This window comes from Sphingobium sp. V4, assembly GCF_029590555.1.
Taxonomy (GTDB): Bacteria; Pseudomonadota; Alphaproteobacteria; order Sphingomonadales; family Sphingomonadaceae; genus Sphingobium.
Window position 1 is genome coordinate 100,567 of sequence record NZ_CP081001.1, and the last position, 15,325, is coordinate 115,891.

The window sequence follows — 15,325 nt, forward strand, 5'->3', positions numbered from 1 at the left end:
GACGGGTCAGTCCAGAATGTGCATCACCATCGGCGTGTCGAGCAGGCTGTCCGATCCGGCGAGCCGTTCCAGCGTGTTCCGCACGGCGCGCTCCTCGCTCGCATGGGTGACGATCGCGACCAGCACGCCATCTTCCTGATGGGCGCCGCGCTGGATCATGCTTTCGATCGACACGCCCGCATCGCGGGTGGCGGCGGCGATCTCGGCCAGCACGCCGGGCTGGTCCTTGACCTTGAAGCGCAGATAGGCGCGGCCCACGCGCTTTCCGGCGTCGGCGGTCTTCTGTGGGGTGAGCGCGGCGACCGGCATGGCGAAGGCGTCGCCATATTCGTCCCGCGCGACATCGATCAGGTCGGCGACCACGGCCGAGGCGGTCGGGCCATCGCCCGCGCCACGCCCCTGAAAGAAGAGGCGGCCGACAAAATTGCCTTCCGCCACCACGGCATTCAGGGAGCCGTCGACATGGGCGAGCGGATGGTCGAGTGGCACCAGCATCGGGTGGACGCGCTGGAACAGGCCATCAGGTCCATTTTGCGCCATGCCGACCAGGCGGATGCGGAAGCCCAGCGCGGCCGCTTCGGCGATGTCGGCGGCGATGACATGGCGGATGCCGGTGGTGGCGACCGCATCGAAGTCCAGCTCGGTGCCAAAGGCGAGGCTGGCGAGGATGGTCAGCTTGTGCGCGGCGTCCACGCCGTCGATGTCGAAGCTCGGATCGGCTTCGGCATAGCCGAGTTCCTGCGCTTCCTTCAGTACAGCGTCGAAGCTGCGGCCCTCCTTTTCCATGGTGGTCAGGATATAATTGCAGGTGCCGTTGAGGATACCGTAAACCCGGCTGATCTCGTTGGCGGCGGCGCCTTCGCGCATTCCCTTGATGACCGGGATGCCGCCGGCGACCGCGGCTTCATATTTGAGGGCGATGCCGCCCTTTTCCGCGAGGCGGGCGAGGTCGAGGCCGTGATGCGCCAGCATCGCCTTGTTCGCGGTGACGAAGGGCTTGCCGATGGTCAGGCATTGGCGGGCAAGGGTGAGGGCCGGGCCGTCCGCGCCGCCGATCAGTTCCACCACCACATCGACATCGTCGCGCGTCGCGAGCGTCGTCATGTCGTCGACCCATTCATAGGGCGACAGATCGACGCCGCGGTCCTTGTTGCGGTCGCGCGCGGAAATGGCGACGATCTGAATCGGGCAGCCCGCCCGGCGCGCGATCAGGTCGCCATTTTTCTCCAGCAGCCGAATGACGCCGCCGCCCACCGTGCCGAGGCCGACGAGCGCGACGCGCAGCGGGGCATGGCGGTGCAGATTGGTCATGGCGGCTATCTTCCTTTCCGACGTTCCGAAAGCGGCGCTGATAGCCGCCTCTGCGCCCCTGTCCAAGGAAAAGCGCGATTCAGGCCGCAGTGCGCGTTCGGCCGCAGGAACCGAGCGCATCGAGCACCAGCCTGTAGTCGGTCTGTGCCGCTTCCGCATCGGTGATCGAGAGCGTACGCACCGCGCGCGGCGGCAGGGCGGGGGGCAGGCTGCACGCCAGCCGGTACCAGAGCAGGCTACCCGGTTCGGGCGGGCGGGCTGCCTCGTCCACGATCTCGCCCAGGGCGACCGCCCAACGCGGCCCCTGGCCAGGGCGACGCAGGATGGACAGCGAGACGGGCGTGCCGTTTTCGGTGCGCAGGAATATCTGCGTCTCCCCTTCGCCCGCGATCGTGCCCGCGACATGAAAGGCGTCACCCAGCCCGAGAATCCTGGGCGGGGCGTCCGGCGCCACCAGCGCCGACAGAATCTGTTTCACCCGCTCGACCTCGCCGGGGGTCGCCGGGATCTGTGCATCGGGCGCGATCAGTTGGATTTCGCCGGGTCGCCCGCCCGGGCGGGCGAAGAGAATGACCTGGGCCTTCTTCAGCTTGGGCAACTTGCCCCGGGCGTCCAGCGGCGCGTCGTACAGATAGGCCACGGTGGGGCTGATTCCCCCTTCGCCGCGAATCAGGCCGGTGACATCGGCCTCCAGATAGAGCCGCCGATGCCCCTGCGGCACCGTTCCGGCCTGTTCCGGCTTGAGGATGATGATGTTGCGAATACGCACATTGGCCACTAGCGGCGCTTTGTCCGCCAGGTCCACAATATCCGCATAGGACAGGCCCGGACGCGTAGCGGATGTTTGCGGTACCATCGGTCCAATTTGAGCAAAGGCGGGGAAAACCGTAGGATATGCGGCGGAAATGAGGCAGGCGATGCCCAGCGTGCGCGAGAGGATGGCGGATTTCTTCAACAGCTTCGTCCTATGGTTTTGGCCCGTGGCAAGGATATCACAGGCAAGTCTTTCTGATAGGAATTGGTACACGCAAATGAGGATATCGATAAAGCGTTTGCGTGCCACGGTGCGCCGCGATAGGAGTTCGCTCGGTAGCAATTGGACGGACAGGGGCCAAAGGTGGCCGGGATAGCTCCCGGGCAGCTTGGGTCGTTTTTGGCTGATTTGTATAAACCACTGGTAAGATGAGTTAAGGAGTGTCGTTGCCGAATGGCCTATGCTGACCACTCGCAAGGATCGAGTCGCACGATATCGATCGTCATCGTCGCCCTGATTCACGCTGTTCTCGGCTATGCCTTCGTCACCGGTCTTGGCATGAAATATGTCAAAAAGGCGGCGGAACAGCTGAACGTGATCGACGTGAAGGAGGAACCGCCGCCACCGGACGAGGAGCCGCCGCCGCCGCCGCCAGACCAGCCGGTCGAACCGCCGCCGGTCGTCGCACCTCCGCCGATCGTTCAGACCCCGGCTCCGGCGCCGCCGATCCAGACGGTTCGGACGCCCCCGCCGGTGTTCAATCCGGTCCCGGTCGCCGCACCGCCGCCGCCGCCGGCCGCACCGCCACCGCCGCCTCAGGCTGCCACGCGGGCTTCGCCGCGCAGCTCGCCAGGCAGCTGGCTCAGCGATGCGGACTATCCGAGCCGCGCCCAGCGTGAAGAACGTTCGGGTACCGCAGGTTTCCGTCTGGAAATCGGCGCCGATGGCCGGGTGACCAACTGCACCATCACTTCGTCGACCGGCCATGCCGACCTTGACGAAGCGACCTGCCGCCTGCTGCCGCGCCGTGCGCGGTTCAAGCCGGCCAAGGGTTCCGATGGCGCGGAAATGCCCGACACCTACAACGGGCGCATCACCTGGCGTCTGCCGGAATAATCGAAATCGGGAGGGTGCGCGCCCGGCGCCGCCCGTCCCAAGCTTGATCTCATTGAGAGGGAAGTCTTGAACATGTTGATGTATCTCGCAGCTGCGGCTCCGAAGCCGGAAAACCCCTATGGTCTGATGGAAGCCCTCGAGCAGGGCGGCACCATCGCCTGGACCGTCTTCATCATCCTGTGCGGCATGTCGGTCGGCACTTTCTACATTCTGTTCACCAAGCTGATCGAACAGCAGAAGGTGATCAACCAGGGCAAGAAGGTCCGCGCGACCTTCTGGCGTTCGGCCTCGCTCAAGGAAGCCTCGGCCAAGCTGGAAAAGAACTCGGCCTACAAGCAGATCGTCGACGACGGCATCAAGGCTCAGGAAGAGCATGGCAAGCTGAAGGATCCGGTCGAAGCGCATGACTGGCTGCACGGCTCGCTGGCTCGCTCGGAAGCCGCGATCAACTCGTCGCTGGGCGGTGGCCTGGCCTTCCTCGCGACCGTCGGTTCGACCTCGCCGTTCATCGGTCTGTTCGGTACCGTTATCGGCATCTACCGCGCCCTCATCAAGATCGGCGCCGCTGGTCAGGCCTCGATCGACGCCGTTGCCGGCCCGGTCGGTGAAGCTCTGATCATGACCGCCCTGGGTCTGGCCGTGGCCGTTCCCGCGGTGCTCGCCTACAACTTCCTGCAGCGCCGCAACAAGTCGATCGCCGAACAGCTGAACGGCTTCACCGTCGACCTGCTGGCCTATCTGGTTTCGGACGGCGCCGTGAAGCCGGCCGTCACTGCCGCTCCGGCTGCTCCGGCCGCCAAGCCGGCCGCCGCACCGACCAAGGCCTGATCGGTCTCAAGACGCCGGCGCAGGGAATCGGGTGGCGGCTGCGACCGCCCGGTTCCCCCGCCGACCATGGCCCTCGCGATGCCCGCATTGACGGGGCGCCATCGACACCAAGGTTAGGATAGTATCAATGGCAATGAGTGTTGGCTCCGACGGCGGTGACGACAAGCCGATGTCCGACATCAACACGACGCCGCTCGTCGACGTCATGCTGGTGTTGCTCATCATCTTTCTCATCGCGGTCCCGGTCGTCGTCCAGACGGTCGATCTGCAGCTTCCCAAGGTGGCGTTCGAGCCGACCACGACGAAGCCGGAAAATGTGTCCCTCTCGGTCACCACGGCTGCGGATGGCAGCTGCGCGGTTTTCTGGGGCATGGCTCCGGTCAATTCGAACGAGCTGCTCGACCGTGCGGTCGCGAAGCTCGAAGCGGACATCAAGAAGGCTGGCGGCGTTGAAAACATGACGCCGGAGGATCTGCCTGAAGTGCATATCCGCGGCGACATCAATACCCCCTATCGGTGCATCGGCGGCACCATCTACACGATGCAGCGCGCCGGTTTCCCGAAGGTGGGCTTCATCTCCGAACCGGAACCCGGTTCGGGCACCACCCGCCTCTGATCGGCCGAAGAAGGAGAATTCGCCATGGCAATGAGTGCCGGCTCCGAAGATGGCGAGCCGATGGTGGAAATGAACACGACGCCGCTCATCGACGTCATGCTCGTTCTGCTCATCATGTTCATCATCACCATCCCGATCCAGACCCATGCGGTGAAGATCGACCTGCCGCAGAACGCGCCGCCTACGGACAGCGTGATCGACCCGGTCAAGAACAAGGTCGCGATCGACGCCGGTGGCGTCATCACCTGGAACGGATCGCCGATCGACCTGCTGACCCTGCGTCAGTATCTGCAGCAGTCGCTGCGCCTGCCGGTTGAGCCGGAACTCCAGTTCCAGCCGGCCGCAGCAACCCGTTACGTCGTCGTCGACGAGGTGCTGGCGGAGATCAAGCGTGCGGGCGTGACCAAGCTGGGTTTCGTCGGCAACGAACAATATGGCAGCTTCTAAGCGCTGAAAGCCAGCCGGTCCGCGCTGTCAGGACTTCCCCCTCACGCGGGGCGGCAGGAATCAGGGCTCATATCTGCCTGCATCTTCAGGGGTCGCTTCGGCGGCCCCTTATTTTTTCCGCGCAGCAGGGCGTCCCTTAACATTTTCCTTACCCTGATCCGCGATCATGCGGGCAAGGACGGACCATGGGCGCAGAACCGCATCTTGAACAGGATCGCAAACGGCGTGGAGCTGATCGCCGGCATGTGCAGATCGGCGTCAAGGTCCGCCGTCCCGGTGAGACCTGGTTCACCAGCCGCATCGCCGACCTTTCGCTGAGCGGATTCCGTCTTCAGAGCTTCATGAAATTGTCGGTCGGCAGCGATCTGTGGGTCATGCTGCCGGGGTTCGAAGGCCGTCGCGCGCGCATATTGTGGACTCGCGGGCATGAGGCGGGATGCACGTTCGAACGCCCCCTTCACCCCGCCATCCTCGACCATATCGTCCGGCTGGGACAGGCCGAAGCGGCCGGCTGACACGCCGATCCCCCGTCAGACGATCGGCCAGTCAGGCGACCGGTCCGTCCTGAAATTGCAGGCTCGCGAGGCGTGCATAGAGGCCGCCTTCACCGACCAAGGCTGCATGGTCGCCCTGCTCCACGATCCGGCCATGATCGAGAACGATGATGCGATCGGCCGCGCGCACAGTCGCGAGCCGATGGGCGATGACGATCGTCGTGCGCCCCTGCATCAGGCGCGCGAGCGCATCCTGCACCAGCCGCTCGGATTCGGCATCCAGCGCGGAGGTCGCTTCGTCGAGCAGAAGGATAGGGGCATCGCGGAGCAGAGCGCGGGCGATCGAGATACGCTGGCGCTGCCCCCCCGACAGGCGCGCGCCGCCCTCGCCCAGAAATGTGTCCAGCCCCTGCGGCAGGGCGCGCAGGAAGCTTTCGGCATTGGCGGCGCGGGCAGCGTCCCATATTTCGGCGTCGCCGGCATCCCAGCGGCCATAGCGCAGATTGTCGCGCGCGGACGCGGCGAAGATGACGCTGTCCTGCGGCACCATCGCCATCATGGCGCGGACCATGGCCGGATCGGCGTCAGGCAGCGGCACGCCGTTCAAGCGGATCGCTCCGCCGTCGGGATCGTAGAAACGCAGCGCAAGCTGGATCAGCGTGGACTTGCCGGCCCCTGACGGGCCGACCACCGCGACGGTTTCCCCCGGTGCGATGTCGAGCGTGACGCCATTCAGCGCGGCCTGGTCCGGGCGGGTGGGATAATGGAAATGCACATCCTCGAAACTGATTCGTCCACCTTGGGCAATGACGGGCACGGACGTCGGCGCGGGCGGGGGCAGGATGTCCGGTTTGGCCCGCATCAGCTCGTCAAGCCGGCTCGCCGCGCCGGCGCCGCGCAGCAGGTCGCCCCAGCTTTCGGACAGTGAGCCGAAGGCGCCCGCCACCAGCCCTCCGGTCAGCACGAAGGCGGCGATGCTGCCGCCCGACAGGCGGCCCGCCGCGACGTCGATCGCACCCAGCCACATGACGCCGGTAATCGACCCGAACACCAGCGCGAAGGCGATCGCTGTCATGGCGGCGCGCAACAGGATGCGACGCCGCGCGGTGACAAAGCCATGCTCGACCGTCGCGTCGAAGCGGGCGGCCTCCCGCGCCTCCTGTCCAAACGCCTGGACGATCCGCATCGCGCCCAGCACTTCGGTGGTCAGGCTGCCGATATCGGCGAGCCGGTCCTGGCTGGCACGCGACAACAGGCGCACCCGCCGGCCCAGGCTGACGAGGACGAGCAGGATGACCGGGATGCCGAGCAGCAGCAGCCCCGCCAGCTTGGGCGCCAGGGCAAACAGATAGGCAAGGCCGCCAATGCCCGTCACCATGTTCCGCAGCGCGACCGACACCGTCGAGCCAACGACCTGCTCGACGATGGCGGTGTCTGCGGTCATGCGCGACGCGATTTCGGAGGGGCGGTTTTCCTCGAAGAATCGGGGCGCCTGACGCAACAGATTCGCCTGGGTGGCGCTGCGGATGTCGGCGACGACGCGCTCGCCCAGCCAGGAGACGAAGTAGAAGCGCAGCGCGCTCGCCAGCGCGAGCACGACCACGATCAGCAGCAGATATTCGAACCAGCGGCTGATGTCGCCGCCGCCCATGAAGCCTTTGTCGATGACCAGCCTGAACCCGTTGGGGATGGCGAGGGTCGCGGCGGACGAGACGATCAGCGCTGCCAAGGCGCCCGCGATCCGCCCGGGATAGCGCCGGACGAAGCGCCAGAGCATCGCCAGGCTGCCGAGAGCGGGGCGTTTGGGCGCGGGCGGCGAAATGGGTGCGGCATCCTCCATGGGCGGCGCTTAGAGCATTTTGAAGTCAGCTGGAACAGCTGACGACTAGCAAAATGCGACAGGCAAATGACCGGCATTTTGAAGTCAGCTGGAACAGCTGACGGCTCGGAAATTGCGACAGGCGATCGACTTGGAACTGCCGGCAGCGCGCAAAACAGGACAAGCGAACCGTTGGCAGTCCGCTCCGCCGCCTTAAAGGCCGATCAGCTCGCAGGCGCTATGGTTGCCGCCAGTTCCATGATGCGGCGAGGGGTGGCCTGTCCGGTGAGGGCATAGGCCATGTCGCCCGCCTCCCAATAGGCGATGACGTCCCCGGCGCGCTCCGCCAGCATCGGCTTGGCGTCCGCAGGGGTTTCCGCACGGTCGGCGAAGAAGGAGAGATGCTCGCCGCGCGGGCTTTCCAGCGACATGGCGATCGCCGGGCTGTCGGCGGTGGGGAAGAGCTGGACATCGGCGACGCGCCAGCCGACCGGAAGGGCGGGCAGGATAATGCCGGTCGATCGCTCGATCTCCTGAGGGTTCAATGTTGCGCTCTCCACTTGGGACGCCATCGCCTGGCGCAGCAGGGCGGCGCGGCGGGAAGCTGCCGCCTCGTCGAGGAAGCTGCTGGCCTGCGCCGGCTGGGGAAATTCGCCCAGTGCTCCGCGTGCGATCCAGCCCGTCGCGATCAGCGCTGCGATGCCGGCGGCGCGGCCAAGGTGGCGCCAGGTGCGGCCGGCGTCGTTGTCGTTCGCGACCGGCAAGGTGACGTCGCGACGGCGGCCGACCAACGTGCCCTTGGTGCCGTCCTTCATCAGGCGGAAGTCGATATGCGGCCAGCGCTGCCGCCAGCGTCGGGCCACCAGCCGCTCGCCAGGGCGGGCGGCATCGTCCAGCAGCACCACGCCATCGGGGGACAGGCGCGCGAACAGGCTGTCGGCGGCGCCGCGCACCAGCGGATGCACGCTCCAGGGCGGGCCGTCGATGATGAGCAGGTCAATCTGGTCTGGCAGGTTGTCGATCGCATACCAGCGGCCCGGCCAGTCCGCGCTTTCGCGGGTCAGCGGCGCGTGGCGAATGTCCACGCCCAGGCCGTTGTCGGCCAGCCACTGGCGGGTGGCATCGACGAAACCGCCATGCTGGTCGAAACTGTGCAGCCGTCCGCCGCCATGCAGTTGCAGGGCGCGCGCCGCGACCAGGGAGGAGGCGCCGGCACCCAGTTCCACGACATGAGCAGGGCGGAGCCGGGTGATTTCGCGCACGATGTGGCGCAGGAAGCCGACGTCCGCCTTCCAGCTGCCCAGATGCGGCAGGGCGTCATGGGCGAGGCCCAGCTCGTCCAGCAGCGCGCGCTTGTCCGCCTTGCGCCCGCCCGACAGGCTGGCCAGCAGCCAGGGCCAGCCGATCGCGCCGAAGCCGATGCGCCAGGCCATGTCGGACAGGCGGCGCGGCAGGTCGTCCTCGCCGGGTTGCGTCTCGCTCAGGGGAAGAAAGCCGGTCAGTTCGCGGGATGTCACGGAGCAGATGTTCCTTCTGGAAAGGCGGACTTATGCCGGCCGACCTGTGTCAGCCATATGACGATCGGGGACAGCGTCAATGGGTGACGTTGGGAACGCGGACAGCCCGTATAATTTCCGCGACCGCTGTATGACGGTTCGAGCCGTCCCGATTGGTCATGCCATGGGACCGGGCGGCCCCCGGAAATCCATCGCTCAATATCCGAGCGTCAGCCCCAGCGCATAATATTTCGGGCCGACATTGGCCTTGGCGCGCAGCTTGGGGATGAGCGGCATGGCCAGGGTCGCATAAGGGCGGGTGTTGTCGCCGCTGAAGCGCACACCTGCGCCGATCGTGACCGACAGCGGAATGGTGTAGGCGGCCTCGACCCGGCCATAGAGCCGGGTGGCGCCATCGCGCAGATAGACGCCGCCGCCGGGCGTGAGGCTGAAGCCCGCTACGTCGAGCGCATAGCCTGCGCCTATCTCCGTGCCCCAATGACCGTCGGCACGGCCATAGTTGAGCTCTGCGCCCAGCCCTTCCGCCTGGGCGGTGGCGGGCAGGGCGGCCAGCGCCGTGGCGATCAGGGCAGTGCGAAGGACGATCATTTCATGGCGCTAGGACGACGGCCTGCCCGCGGCAAGGCCCAAGGGGCGAGGTGAGTCGCGGATGCGGCGGAATGTTCAGCTTCCCACCCGCCTGACCGACTGGCCTTCGGGATAGGGCATGATCGCCTTGCCGTCCGGCGCGGCGGTGAAGCTGGTCTGGGTCGGATAGGCGAACTCGATGCCCTCCGCATTGAAGCGTTTCCAGATGGCGAGGCCGATGCGGTGGCGCATCTGGAAATAGTCGTGATGGTCGGGATCGGGCACGTCGAAATTGAGCTGATAGTCGAGCGAGCTGGCGCCGAACTGGATGATGCCGGCATTGACGAAGATCATGCCCTCCGCTTCGACGATATCCTTCAGCATGTCCGGGATCGCCTCCGCCTTGTCCTCGGCCGTCTGGTAGATGATGCCGATGGCATAGGTGACGCGCCGCTGGACCAGCGTCTGGAGGCTGGTGATTTCCTTCTGGAGCAGGTTGGCGTTGGAAATGACCTTCTTCTCGCCGCTCATGGCGCGCAGGCGGGTGCTTTTGAGGCCGATCTTCTCGACCCGCGCGGTCGTCTGGTCATAGGTGATGATCTCGCCCCGGCGGAACGGTTTGTCGAAGATGATCGAGAGCGCGGCGAACAGGTCGGAGAAGATGCCCTGCGCGGCAAGGCCAATGGCGATGCCGCCGATGCCCAGGCCCGCCACCAGGCCGGTGACGTTGACGCCCAGATTGTCGAGCACCACGATCGCCGCGATCGCGAACAGCGCGAAGGTGACGAGGACGCGGATCAGGCCCATCGCATTGGCCAGCGTCTCGCCCTGGCCATCCTCGGCCAGCGTCTTGCGCTCGATCAGGCCGAGGATGATCTCCCGCGCCCAGATGGCGGCTTGCAGGACGGCGGTGATGGTGAAGAGGAAGGCGACCGTGCGGTAGAGCGCGGGCGGCGCGTCGGCATAGCCCACGACCAGTCGCGCGGAGACCATGATCATGAAATAATGGGTGGTGCGCGCGGCGGCGCGACCCAGCACATTGGCGTAGCCCAGCGGGTCGCCGCGATGGCCGGTGTAGCGTTTCCCCACCTCCTTGAGCGCGGTCAGCGCGAGATAGATCAGAATGCCTGCGCCGATCGCGATCAGTATCTGTCCATAGTGAAGCTGGAACCAGCCGATGGTGGAGTCCCACATCTCGCGCAGATTGGGCGCATCGACACTGATGTCGGGCAGGGCGGGGTCTTTCTTGTCGGCCATGCTGTTCCGTCTGGTGAAGGGCGGGTCAGGCGGCCGCTGCAAGCGGCGCGCATTCCGCGATGGAATCGAGGAAGGCGATCAGGCCGCGTTCCTCGCGGGACAGATAGCGCGTCCTGCGCGGCAAGCGAAGTCCTGCGCGCCATTCATCCTGTCCGTCCCTGCACAGCGCGATCAGCGCGGGGTGAATGTAGCTTTTGCGGCTGATGGCCGGCGTGTTGCCCAGCGCCTCCGCAACCGGGGCGATCATCGCCTTCAACGAGACAGGACCGGCGGCGAGCGTTTCGAAAGCGATGGTCGATGCGCCCCAGGTGCGGAAATGCTTGGCGGTGAAGGGCGCGCCCATGGCGTCCGCGATATAGGCATTGACGTCGCTGGAGCAGATCGGCCGGGCTTCCCCATCCTCGTCCAGATATTGGAACAGATGCTGGCCGGGCAGATCCTGCACCTGGCGCACGAAGCGCAGCAGGCGGCTGTCGGTGACGGTCAGTCGATGCTGCTTGCCCGACTTGGCGCGGTAGCACAAAGTCAGCGACCGGCCCTGTATGTCGAGATGGCGGCGGCGCAGCGTGGTGGCGCCGAAGCTCTTGTTGGTGGTGGCATAATGTTCGTTGCCGACGCGCAGCTTGGCGAGGTCGAGCAAGCGCACGACGGCGGCGATGGTCCTGTCCTTGCGCAGGCCGCGCCGCGACAGATCCACCTCCAGCCGCGCGCGCAGCCTGGGCAGGGCGCGGCCGAAATCGGGACAGCCGGCATATTTCTCCGCCTCCCGCGCGGCGCGGAAGTCCGGGTGATAGCGATATTGCTTGCGACCCCGGTCATCATAGCCGGTCGCCTGGATATGGCCCCAGGGCGAAGGGCAGAACCAGCAGTCGCGATAGGCGGGGGGCAGCGCGACGGCGTTAAGCCGGTCGATCTCGTCCCGGTCGGTGATGCGTCTGCCCTGCGCATCATGATAGGCCCAGCCCCGCCTGAGCGCGCGGCGCGTGATGCCGGGAATGCTGTCGTCCGCATGGACGATGGAGGTTTGCGCCATAATGTCCTTCTCATGGCGCAAACCCGCAGATTGTCGCTTCGTTCCGAAGCAGCGCGATCAGGGCAGCCGCGCCTGGATCGGCCACAATCCCCGCTTGGCGACAGGCTGGCCGTCGGGGCGCCACGGTACCGGGCGCTGGCGCAGAACCGACAGATGTGCCAGCGCCAGCGTCGCGCAGACCGTACCCGCGAGGAAGGCGAAGGGCAGGGTGGCAGGCAACAGCAGCGGCGCGACGATGGCCGCGCCCACGCCCGCAGCGGCCAGCGCCAGCGCCCGTCCGTCGCCGTCCGGACCGCGCAGCCAGAACAGGCAGCTGCTCATGCCGATGACGAAGGCGACGATGTAGCGCATCGGCTCGCTCGCCGCCGCGCCGATGCCCAGAATCAACAGGACCAGCAGTCCGCCTATCACCGGACGGCCCAACCGGCCGAGCAGATGCGCGCAGACCGGGTAAACAAGCAGTTCGCAGAGCAGCGCCGCGCTCAGGATCGCCTGGGCGTCGTCCATCCTGCCCGCAATCAACGCCACGACCGCCGCGGCTGCCCAGGGGAGCAGGCGCCGGGGCGCCATGCGGATATGGCTGATCCAGCCCAGCGGCCCGCCGCGCAGATCCCAGCGGCGATCGGCCAGGCGCAGCTGAAAGCCGCCCAGGATGAACAGGGCTTCGACGGCCCAGGGCAGCAGGTCCGGCGCCACCATGGGCGAGGCGAGCAGCAGGCCCAGCAGCAGGCCATGGACCAGGCCCAGCGCGCGCAATTCTCCGTTCATGCCGGTAGTCCCCTCTGCATGGCGAGCGACGCCCCCAGACTTTGCCGCGCCGCCGCCTTGCGCCTGCGCGTGAGATAGGTGTCCAGCCCGATTTGCAGGGCCAGCATCATGAAGATGAAAGGCTGATAGGCGATGCCCACGAACAGCGATCCGATCATGTAGATGATATGTCCTTGTTGCAGCGCCACGGCGAAGGGCGCGATCCAGGCTTCGTCCGGTCCGTCGCGCTTGCGGTACAGCCGGCGGATCGATTCGGTGCGGACGAAGCAGATGAGGTGCAGCAGCGCCCAGAGGGCGAAGCCGACATAGCCCTGCTCGCCGAGCAGCTCGAAATAGGCGCTATGATAGGCGCGGCCGCGATCAGTGACGATTCTCCGCTCGATCCGTGTGCCACCGCCGTCCGTGACGGTGCTCTGGGCGACATAGGTGAAGCTGTTCTGGAGATAATTGTCGAAGCCGCCGCCGCCCGGATGCTGCTTCACATAGTCGAGCGTCCACATCCACACCGCGACGCGGGTGGAGGCGCTCTCGTCGCCCTGGTGATTCTCGATCGTCTGCATCCGCTGGGTGAAGCTGGCGGGCAGGAACGGAATGGAGACGAGCGCCGCCAGCAGCATGAGCGGCCCGTAGACGAATTTCCGTTTCGATCGCATCAGCATCAGCCCTGCCAGGATCACGATGCAGACGAGCCCCGTGCGTGCCTCCGTGCCGACCGGCATTAACAGGCAGGCAAGGCAGAGCGCGTAGCAGAAGCCGCTCGTCTTCCAGTCCGACGGGAAGATGGTGCCATGGTTCGCCACCCAGAGGATCAGCGGTATCAGCGCGATGGCGACGCAGCTGATGATGCTGCCTTCATACAGGCCGCTATTATTGTCGACCATCAGGTTGAGCACGCCATAGCCGCCGCCCGACAGCGCGGTCTTCATGCCGCCGTTTATGATGATCGTGCTGGCGCACAGGATCATGAACAGGGCAAGTGCCTCGATTCGCAGACGGGTGCGCAGAACCAGCGGCAGGAAGACGCCGGCGATGATCGCCTTCCACACCCAGTTCCATTTGGTCAGCGCCTCGACCGGAAAATCCGCCGTCATCGTAGTGTAGCCGCACCAGGCGAGCAGCATCAGCATCAGCCCCTGGCGTGCGGAAAAGCGGCAATCCTTTTTGTCGTCGACCAGCAGCCATGCGCCCACCATCGCGGCGAAGGCGATGAAGGAAATGGGGATGGAATTGAGCAGGAAGTAGGAGAGGCGCTGGGGCGAGACGATGTCGATATAGGCATAGACCGCCACCAGCAGGAACGGCCTGCGGAAGCCCATGAGGAAGAAGAGGCCGAGAAAGGCGACGAAGAAGAGATCACGCATCGCGGTGCGGCTCCTGCGGCTCGACGTCGCGGTCCAGATCGGCGCGCGGCAACAGGCGCCAGGCGGCGAGCAGGATCACGCCATGGCTGATCAGCAGGGACAGGGTGTCGATCATCGCTCGTTTGGATTTCCAGTGCCTCTGCGGCGACTGGTAGCGCGACAGAGTTGACGGGCCGTTAAACCTTTTGCGGCACACAGGGCGGGCTATGACTCGCATTCTCCATGTGCTGGACCACAGCCTGCCGATGCACAGCGGCTACACTTTCCGCACCAGGGCGATCCTGCGCGCGCAGATCGCCAAGGGGTGGGAGGTGCGCGGCATCACCGGACGCCGCCACAAGGCGGGCGGCCCGCAGGAAGAACTGGTCGACGGCCTGGCCTTCCACCGCACGCCCGGGGAACCGGCGACGGGCAATCCGCTGCTGCGCGAATGGCGCGACATTGCCGCGCACGCCGATTCGATCGACGCGCTGGTGCGCGCGTGGCGGCCCGATGTCATTCATGCCCATTCGCCGGTGCTCAACGCCATCGCCGCGCATCGCGTGGCGAAGCGCCACGACATTCCCATGATCTATGAAATTCGCGCCTTCTGGGAGGATGCGTCGGTCGGCAACGGCACGGGCGTCGAGGGCAGTCCGCGTTACTGGCTGACCCGCCAGCTGGAAACCCACAGTGTGCGATCCGCCGATGCCGTCGCCGTGATCTGTGAAGGGCTGCGCGGCGATCTGATTGCGCGCGGCATCGATCCGGCCAAGATCATCGTGTCGCCGAACGGGGTCGACATGGAGCAGTTCGGCGCCCCGGTGCCGCGCGATCCTGCGCTGACCGCGAAGCTGGGGCTGGAGGGAGCCGAGGTGGTCGGCTTCATCGGCAGCTTTTACGATTATGAAGGGCTGGACGACCTCATCGCCGCCATGCCGCGACTCGTGCGGGTGCGGCCCAGGGCGAAGCTGTTGCTGGTCGGCGGTGGTCCGATGGAGCAGGCGCTGCGCGATCAGGCGCTGGCATCTCCCTTCGCCGATCATATCCGGTTCGTCGGGCGGGTGCCGCATGACCAGGTCGAAAATTATTATTCCCAGGTCGATGTGCTGGCCTATCCCCGCAAGGCGATGCGGCTTACGGAACTGGTGACGCCGCTCAAGCCGCTGGAGGCGATGGCGCAGGGCCGGCTGGTGGCGGCGTCGAGCGTCGGCGGGCACCGCGAACTGATCGAGGATGGCGTCACCGGCACCCTGTTCGCGCCCAATGACCCGTCCGCCATCGCCGCCGCCCTGGCGGACCTGCTGGCGAACCCGGCCATCTGGGAGGAGCGTCGCGCCGTGGCGCGCGCCTTCGTCGAACGCGAGCGTAACTGGTCGTCAAACATTTTGCGTTACGAGCCTGTTTACCAGCGCCTGCTGGCCTGCCCCGGTCGGGCGCGGGCGGCGGCGTGAACAG

At 66.1% G+C, this 15,325-nt stretch carries 16 protein-coding genes; 6 read left to right on the forward strand and 10 right to left on the reverse strand.

The genetic code is table 11. The features are described from left to right. Positions 1–6 precede the first annotated feature (6 nt). Both K3M67_RS00525 and K3M67_RS00530 read right to left on the reverse strand, forming a co-directional pair. The gene (locus K3M67_RS00525) at positions 7–1,311 is read right to left on the reverse strand and encodes a homoserine dehydrogenase (RefSeq protein ID WP_066865245.1); all 1,305 of its coding nucleotides are present in this window, start codon (positions 1,309–1,311) and stop codon (positions 7–9) included. Positions 1,312–1,390: 79 nt separating this feature from the next. Further along, positions 1,391–2,269, reverse strand: coding sequence for a hypothetical protein (locus K3M67_RS00530; RefSeq protein ID WP_443019622.1), 879 nt, complete (start codon positions 2,267–2,269; stop codon positions 1,391–1,393). A 249-nt stretch (positions 2,270–2,518) separates the two neighbouring features. On the opposite strand from K3M67_RS00530, the gene K3M67_RS00535 reads away from it, so the two are divergent. The 5 genes from K3M67_RS00535 (at position 2,519) to K3M67_RS00555 (ending at position 5,587) form a co-directional block, all read left to right on the forward strand. Further along, positions 2,519–3,181 carry an energy transducer TonB gene (locus K3M67_RS00535; protein WP_066864241.1) on the forward strand — a complete coding sequence of 221 codons (663 nt, stop codon included), beginning with the start codon at positions 2,519–2,521 and terminating at the stop codon, positions 3,179–3,181. A 72-nt stretch (positions 3,182–3,253) separates the two neighbouring features. Further along, a complete protein-coding gene (locus tag K3M67_RS00540; RefSeq protein ID WP_198163016.1) occupies positions 3,254–4,009 on the forward strand; it encodes a MotA/TolQ/ExbB proton channel family protein in 756 nt (251 codons plus the stop codon). Between the two features lie 127 nt (positions 4,010–4,136). Continuing rightward, on the forward strand, positions 4,137–4,625 hold the full coding sequence (locus tag K3M67_RS00545; RefSeq protein WP_066864236.1) for an ExbD/TolR family protein: 489 nt from the start codon (positions 4,137–4,139) through the stop codon (positions 4,623–4,625). 24 nt (positions 4,626–4,649) lie between these two features. After that, positions 4,650–5,072, forward strand: coding sequence for an ExbD/TolR family protein (locus tag K3M67_RS00550; RefSeq protein WP_066864233.1), 423 nt, complete (start codon positions 4,650–4,652; stop codon positions 5,070–5,072). A 185-nt stretch (positions 5,073–5,257) separates the two neighbouring features. Beyond that, the gene (locus K3M67_RS00555) at positions 5,258–5,587 is read left to right on the forward strand and encodes a PilZ domain-containing protein (protein WP_066864230.1); all 330 of its coding nucleotides are present in this window, start codon (positions 5,258–5,260) and stop codon (positions 5,585–5,587) included. A gap of 31 nt (positions 5,588–5,618) precedes the next feature. On the opposite strand, the gene K3M67_RS00560 is transcribed toward K3M67_RS00555, so the two are convergent. The 8 genes from K3M67_RS00560 to K3M67_RS00595 form a co-directional block, all read right to left on the reverse strand. Continuing rightward, positions 5,619–7,406 (reverse strand): ABC transporter transmembrane domain-containing protein, encoded by a 1,788-nt coding sequence (locus K3M67_RS00560; protein WP_285831991.1) that lies wholly within the window; start codon positions 7,404–7,406, stop codon positions 5,619–5,621. A gap of 203 nt (positions 7,407–7,609) precedes the next feature. Further along, positions 7,610–8,902 carry a class I SAM-dependent methyltransferase gene (locus K3M67_RS00565; RefSeq protein ID WP_285831992.1) on the reverse strand — a complete coding sequence of 431 codons (1,293 nt, stop codon included), beginning with the start codon at positions 8,900–8,902 and terminating at the stop codon, positions 7,610–7,612. A gap of 195 nt (positions 8,903–9,097) precedes the next feature. Continuing rightward, positions 9,098–9,490 (reverse strand): hypothetical protein, encoded by a 393-nt coding sequence (locus K3M67_RS00570; RefSeq protein WP_066864221.1) that lies wholly within the window; start codon positions 9,488–9,490, stop codon positions 9,098–9,100. A gap of 75 nt (positions 9,491–9,565) precedes the next feature. Beyond that, positions 9,566–10,726, reverse strand: coding sequence for a mechanosensitive ion channel family protein (locus K3M67_RS00575; protein WP_066864218.1), 1,161 nt, complete (start codon positions 10,724–10,726; stop codon positions 9,566–9,568). Between the two features lie 25 nt (positions 10,727–10,751). Beyond that, positions 10,752–11,759: a DNA topoisomerase IB gene (locus K3M67_RS00580; protein ID WP_285831993.1), complete on the reverse strand. Its 1,008-nt coding sequence runs from the start codon at positions 11,757–11,759 to the stop codon at positions 10,752–10,754. Between the two features lie 57 nt (positions 11,760–11,816). Next, positions 11,817–12,527 carry a hypothetical protein gene (locus tag K3M67_RS00585; RefSeq protein ID WP_285831994.1) on the reverse strand — a complete coding sequence of 237 codons (711 nt, stop codon included), beginning with the start codon at positions 12,525–12,527 and terminating at the stop codon, positions 11,817–11,819. Then, positions 12,524–13,888: a putative O-glycosylation ligase, exosortase A system-associated gene (locus K3M67_RS00590; RefSeq protein WP_285831995.1), complete on the reverse strand. Its 1,365-nt coding sequence runs from the start codon at positions 13,886–13,888 to the stop codon at positions 12,524–12,526. The genes K3M67_RS00585 and K3M67_RS00590 overlap by 4 nt, the downstream gene beginning before the upstream one ends. Beyond that, positions 13,881–14,003 (reverse strand): hypothetical protein, encoded by a 123-nt coding sequence (locus tag K3M67_RS00595; RefSeq protein WP_269747279.1) that lies wholly within the window; start codon positions 14,001–14,003, stop codon positions 13,881–13,883. The genes K3M67_RS00590 and K3M67_RS00595 overlap by 8 nt, the downstream gene beginning before the upstream one ends. A 91-nt stretch (positions 14,004–14,094) precedes the next feature. Here K3M67_RS00595 and K3M67_RS00600 point away from each other — a divergent pair, with 91 nt between their 5' ends. After that, the gene (locus tag K3M67_RS00600) at positions 14,095–15,321 is read left to right on the forward strand and encodes a TIGR04063 family PEP-CTERM/XrtA system glycosyltransferase (protein ID WP_285831996.1); all 1,227 of its coding nucleotides are present in this window, start codon (positions 14,095–14,097) and stop codon (positions 15,319–15,321) included. The last annotated feature ends 4 nt before the right edge of the window (positions 15,322–15,325 follow it).

Coding starts and splice junctions, on each gene's coding strand:
- K3M67_RS00525 (WP_066865245.1), bottom strand. CDS start 1,311: ATGACCAATCTGCACCGCCATGCCCCGCTGCGCGTCGCGCTCGTCGGC.
- K3M67_RS00535 (WP_066864241.1), top strand. CDS start 2,519: ATGGCCTATGCTGACCACTCGCAAGGATCGAGTCGCACGATATCGATC.
- K3M67_RS00540 (WP_198163016.1), top strand. CDS start 3,254: ATGTTGATGTATCTCGCAGCTGCGGCTCCGAAGCCGGAAAACCCCTAT.
- K3M67_RS00545 (WP_066864236.1), top strand. CDS start 4,137: ATGGCAATGAGTGTTGGCTCCGACGGCGGTGACGACAAGCCGATGTCC.
- K3M67_RS00550 (WP_066864233.1), top strand. CDS start 4,650: ATGGCAATGAGTGCCGGCTCCGAAGATGGCGAGCCGATGGTGGAAATG.
- K3M67_RS00555 (WP_066864230.1), top strand. CDS start 5,258: ATGGGCGCAGAACCGCATCTTGAACAGGATCGCAAACGGCGTGGAGCT.
- K3M67_RS00560 (WP_285831991.1), bottom strand. CDS start 7,406: ATGGAGGATGCCGCACCCATTTCGCCGCCCGCGCCCAAACGCCCCGCT.
- K3M67_RS00570 (WP_066864221.1), bottom strand. CDS start 9,490: ATGATCGTCCTTCGCACTGCCCTGATCGCCACGGCGCTGGCCGCCCTG.
- K3M67_RS00575 (WP_066864218.1), bottom strand. CDS start 10,726: ATGGCCGACAAGAAAGACCCCGCCCTGCCCGACATCAGTGTCGATGCG.
- K3M67_RS00580 (WP_285831993.1), bottom strand. CDS start 11,759: ATGGCGCAAACCTCCATCGTCCATGCGGACGACAGCATTCCCGGCATC.
- K3M67_RS00585 (WP_285831994.1), bottom strand. CDS start 12,527: ATGAACGGAGAATTGCGCGCGCTGGGCCTGGTCCATGGCCTGCTGCTG.
- K3M67_RS00590 (WP_285831995.1), bottom strand. CDS start 13,888: ATGCGTGATCTCTTCTTCGTCGCCTTTCTCGGCCTCTTCTTCCTCATG.
- K3M67_RS00595 (WP_269747279.1), bottom strand. CDS start 14,003: ATGATCGACACCCTGTCCCTGCTGATCAGCCATGGCGTGATCCTGCTC.
- K3M67_RS00600 (WP_285831996.1), top strand. CDS start 14,095: ATGACTCGCATTCTCCATGTGCTGGACCACAGCCTGCCGATGCACAGC.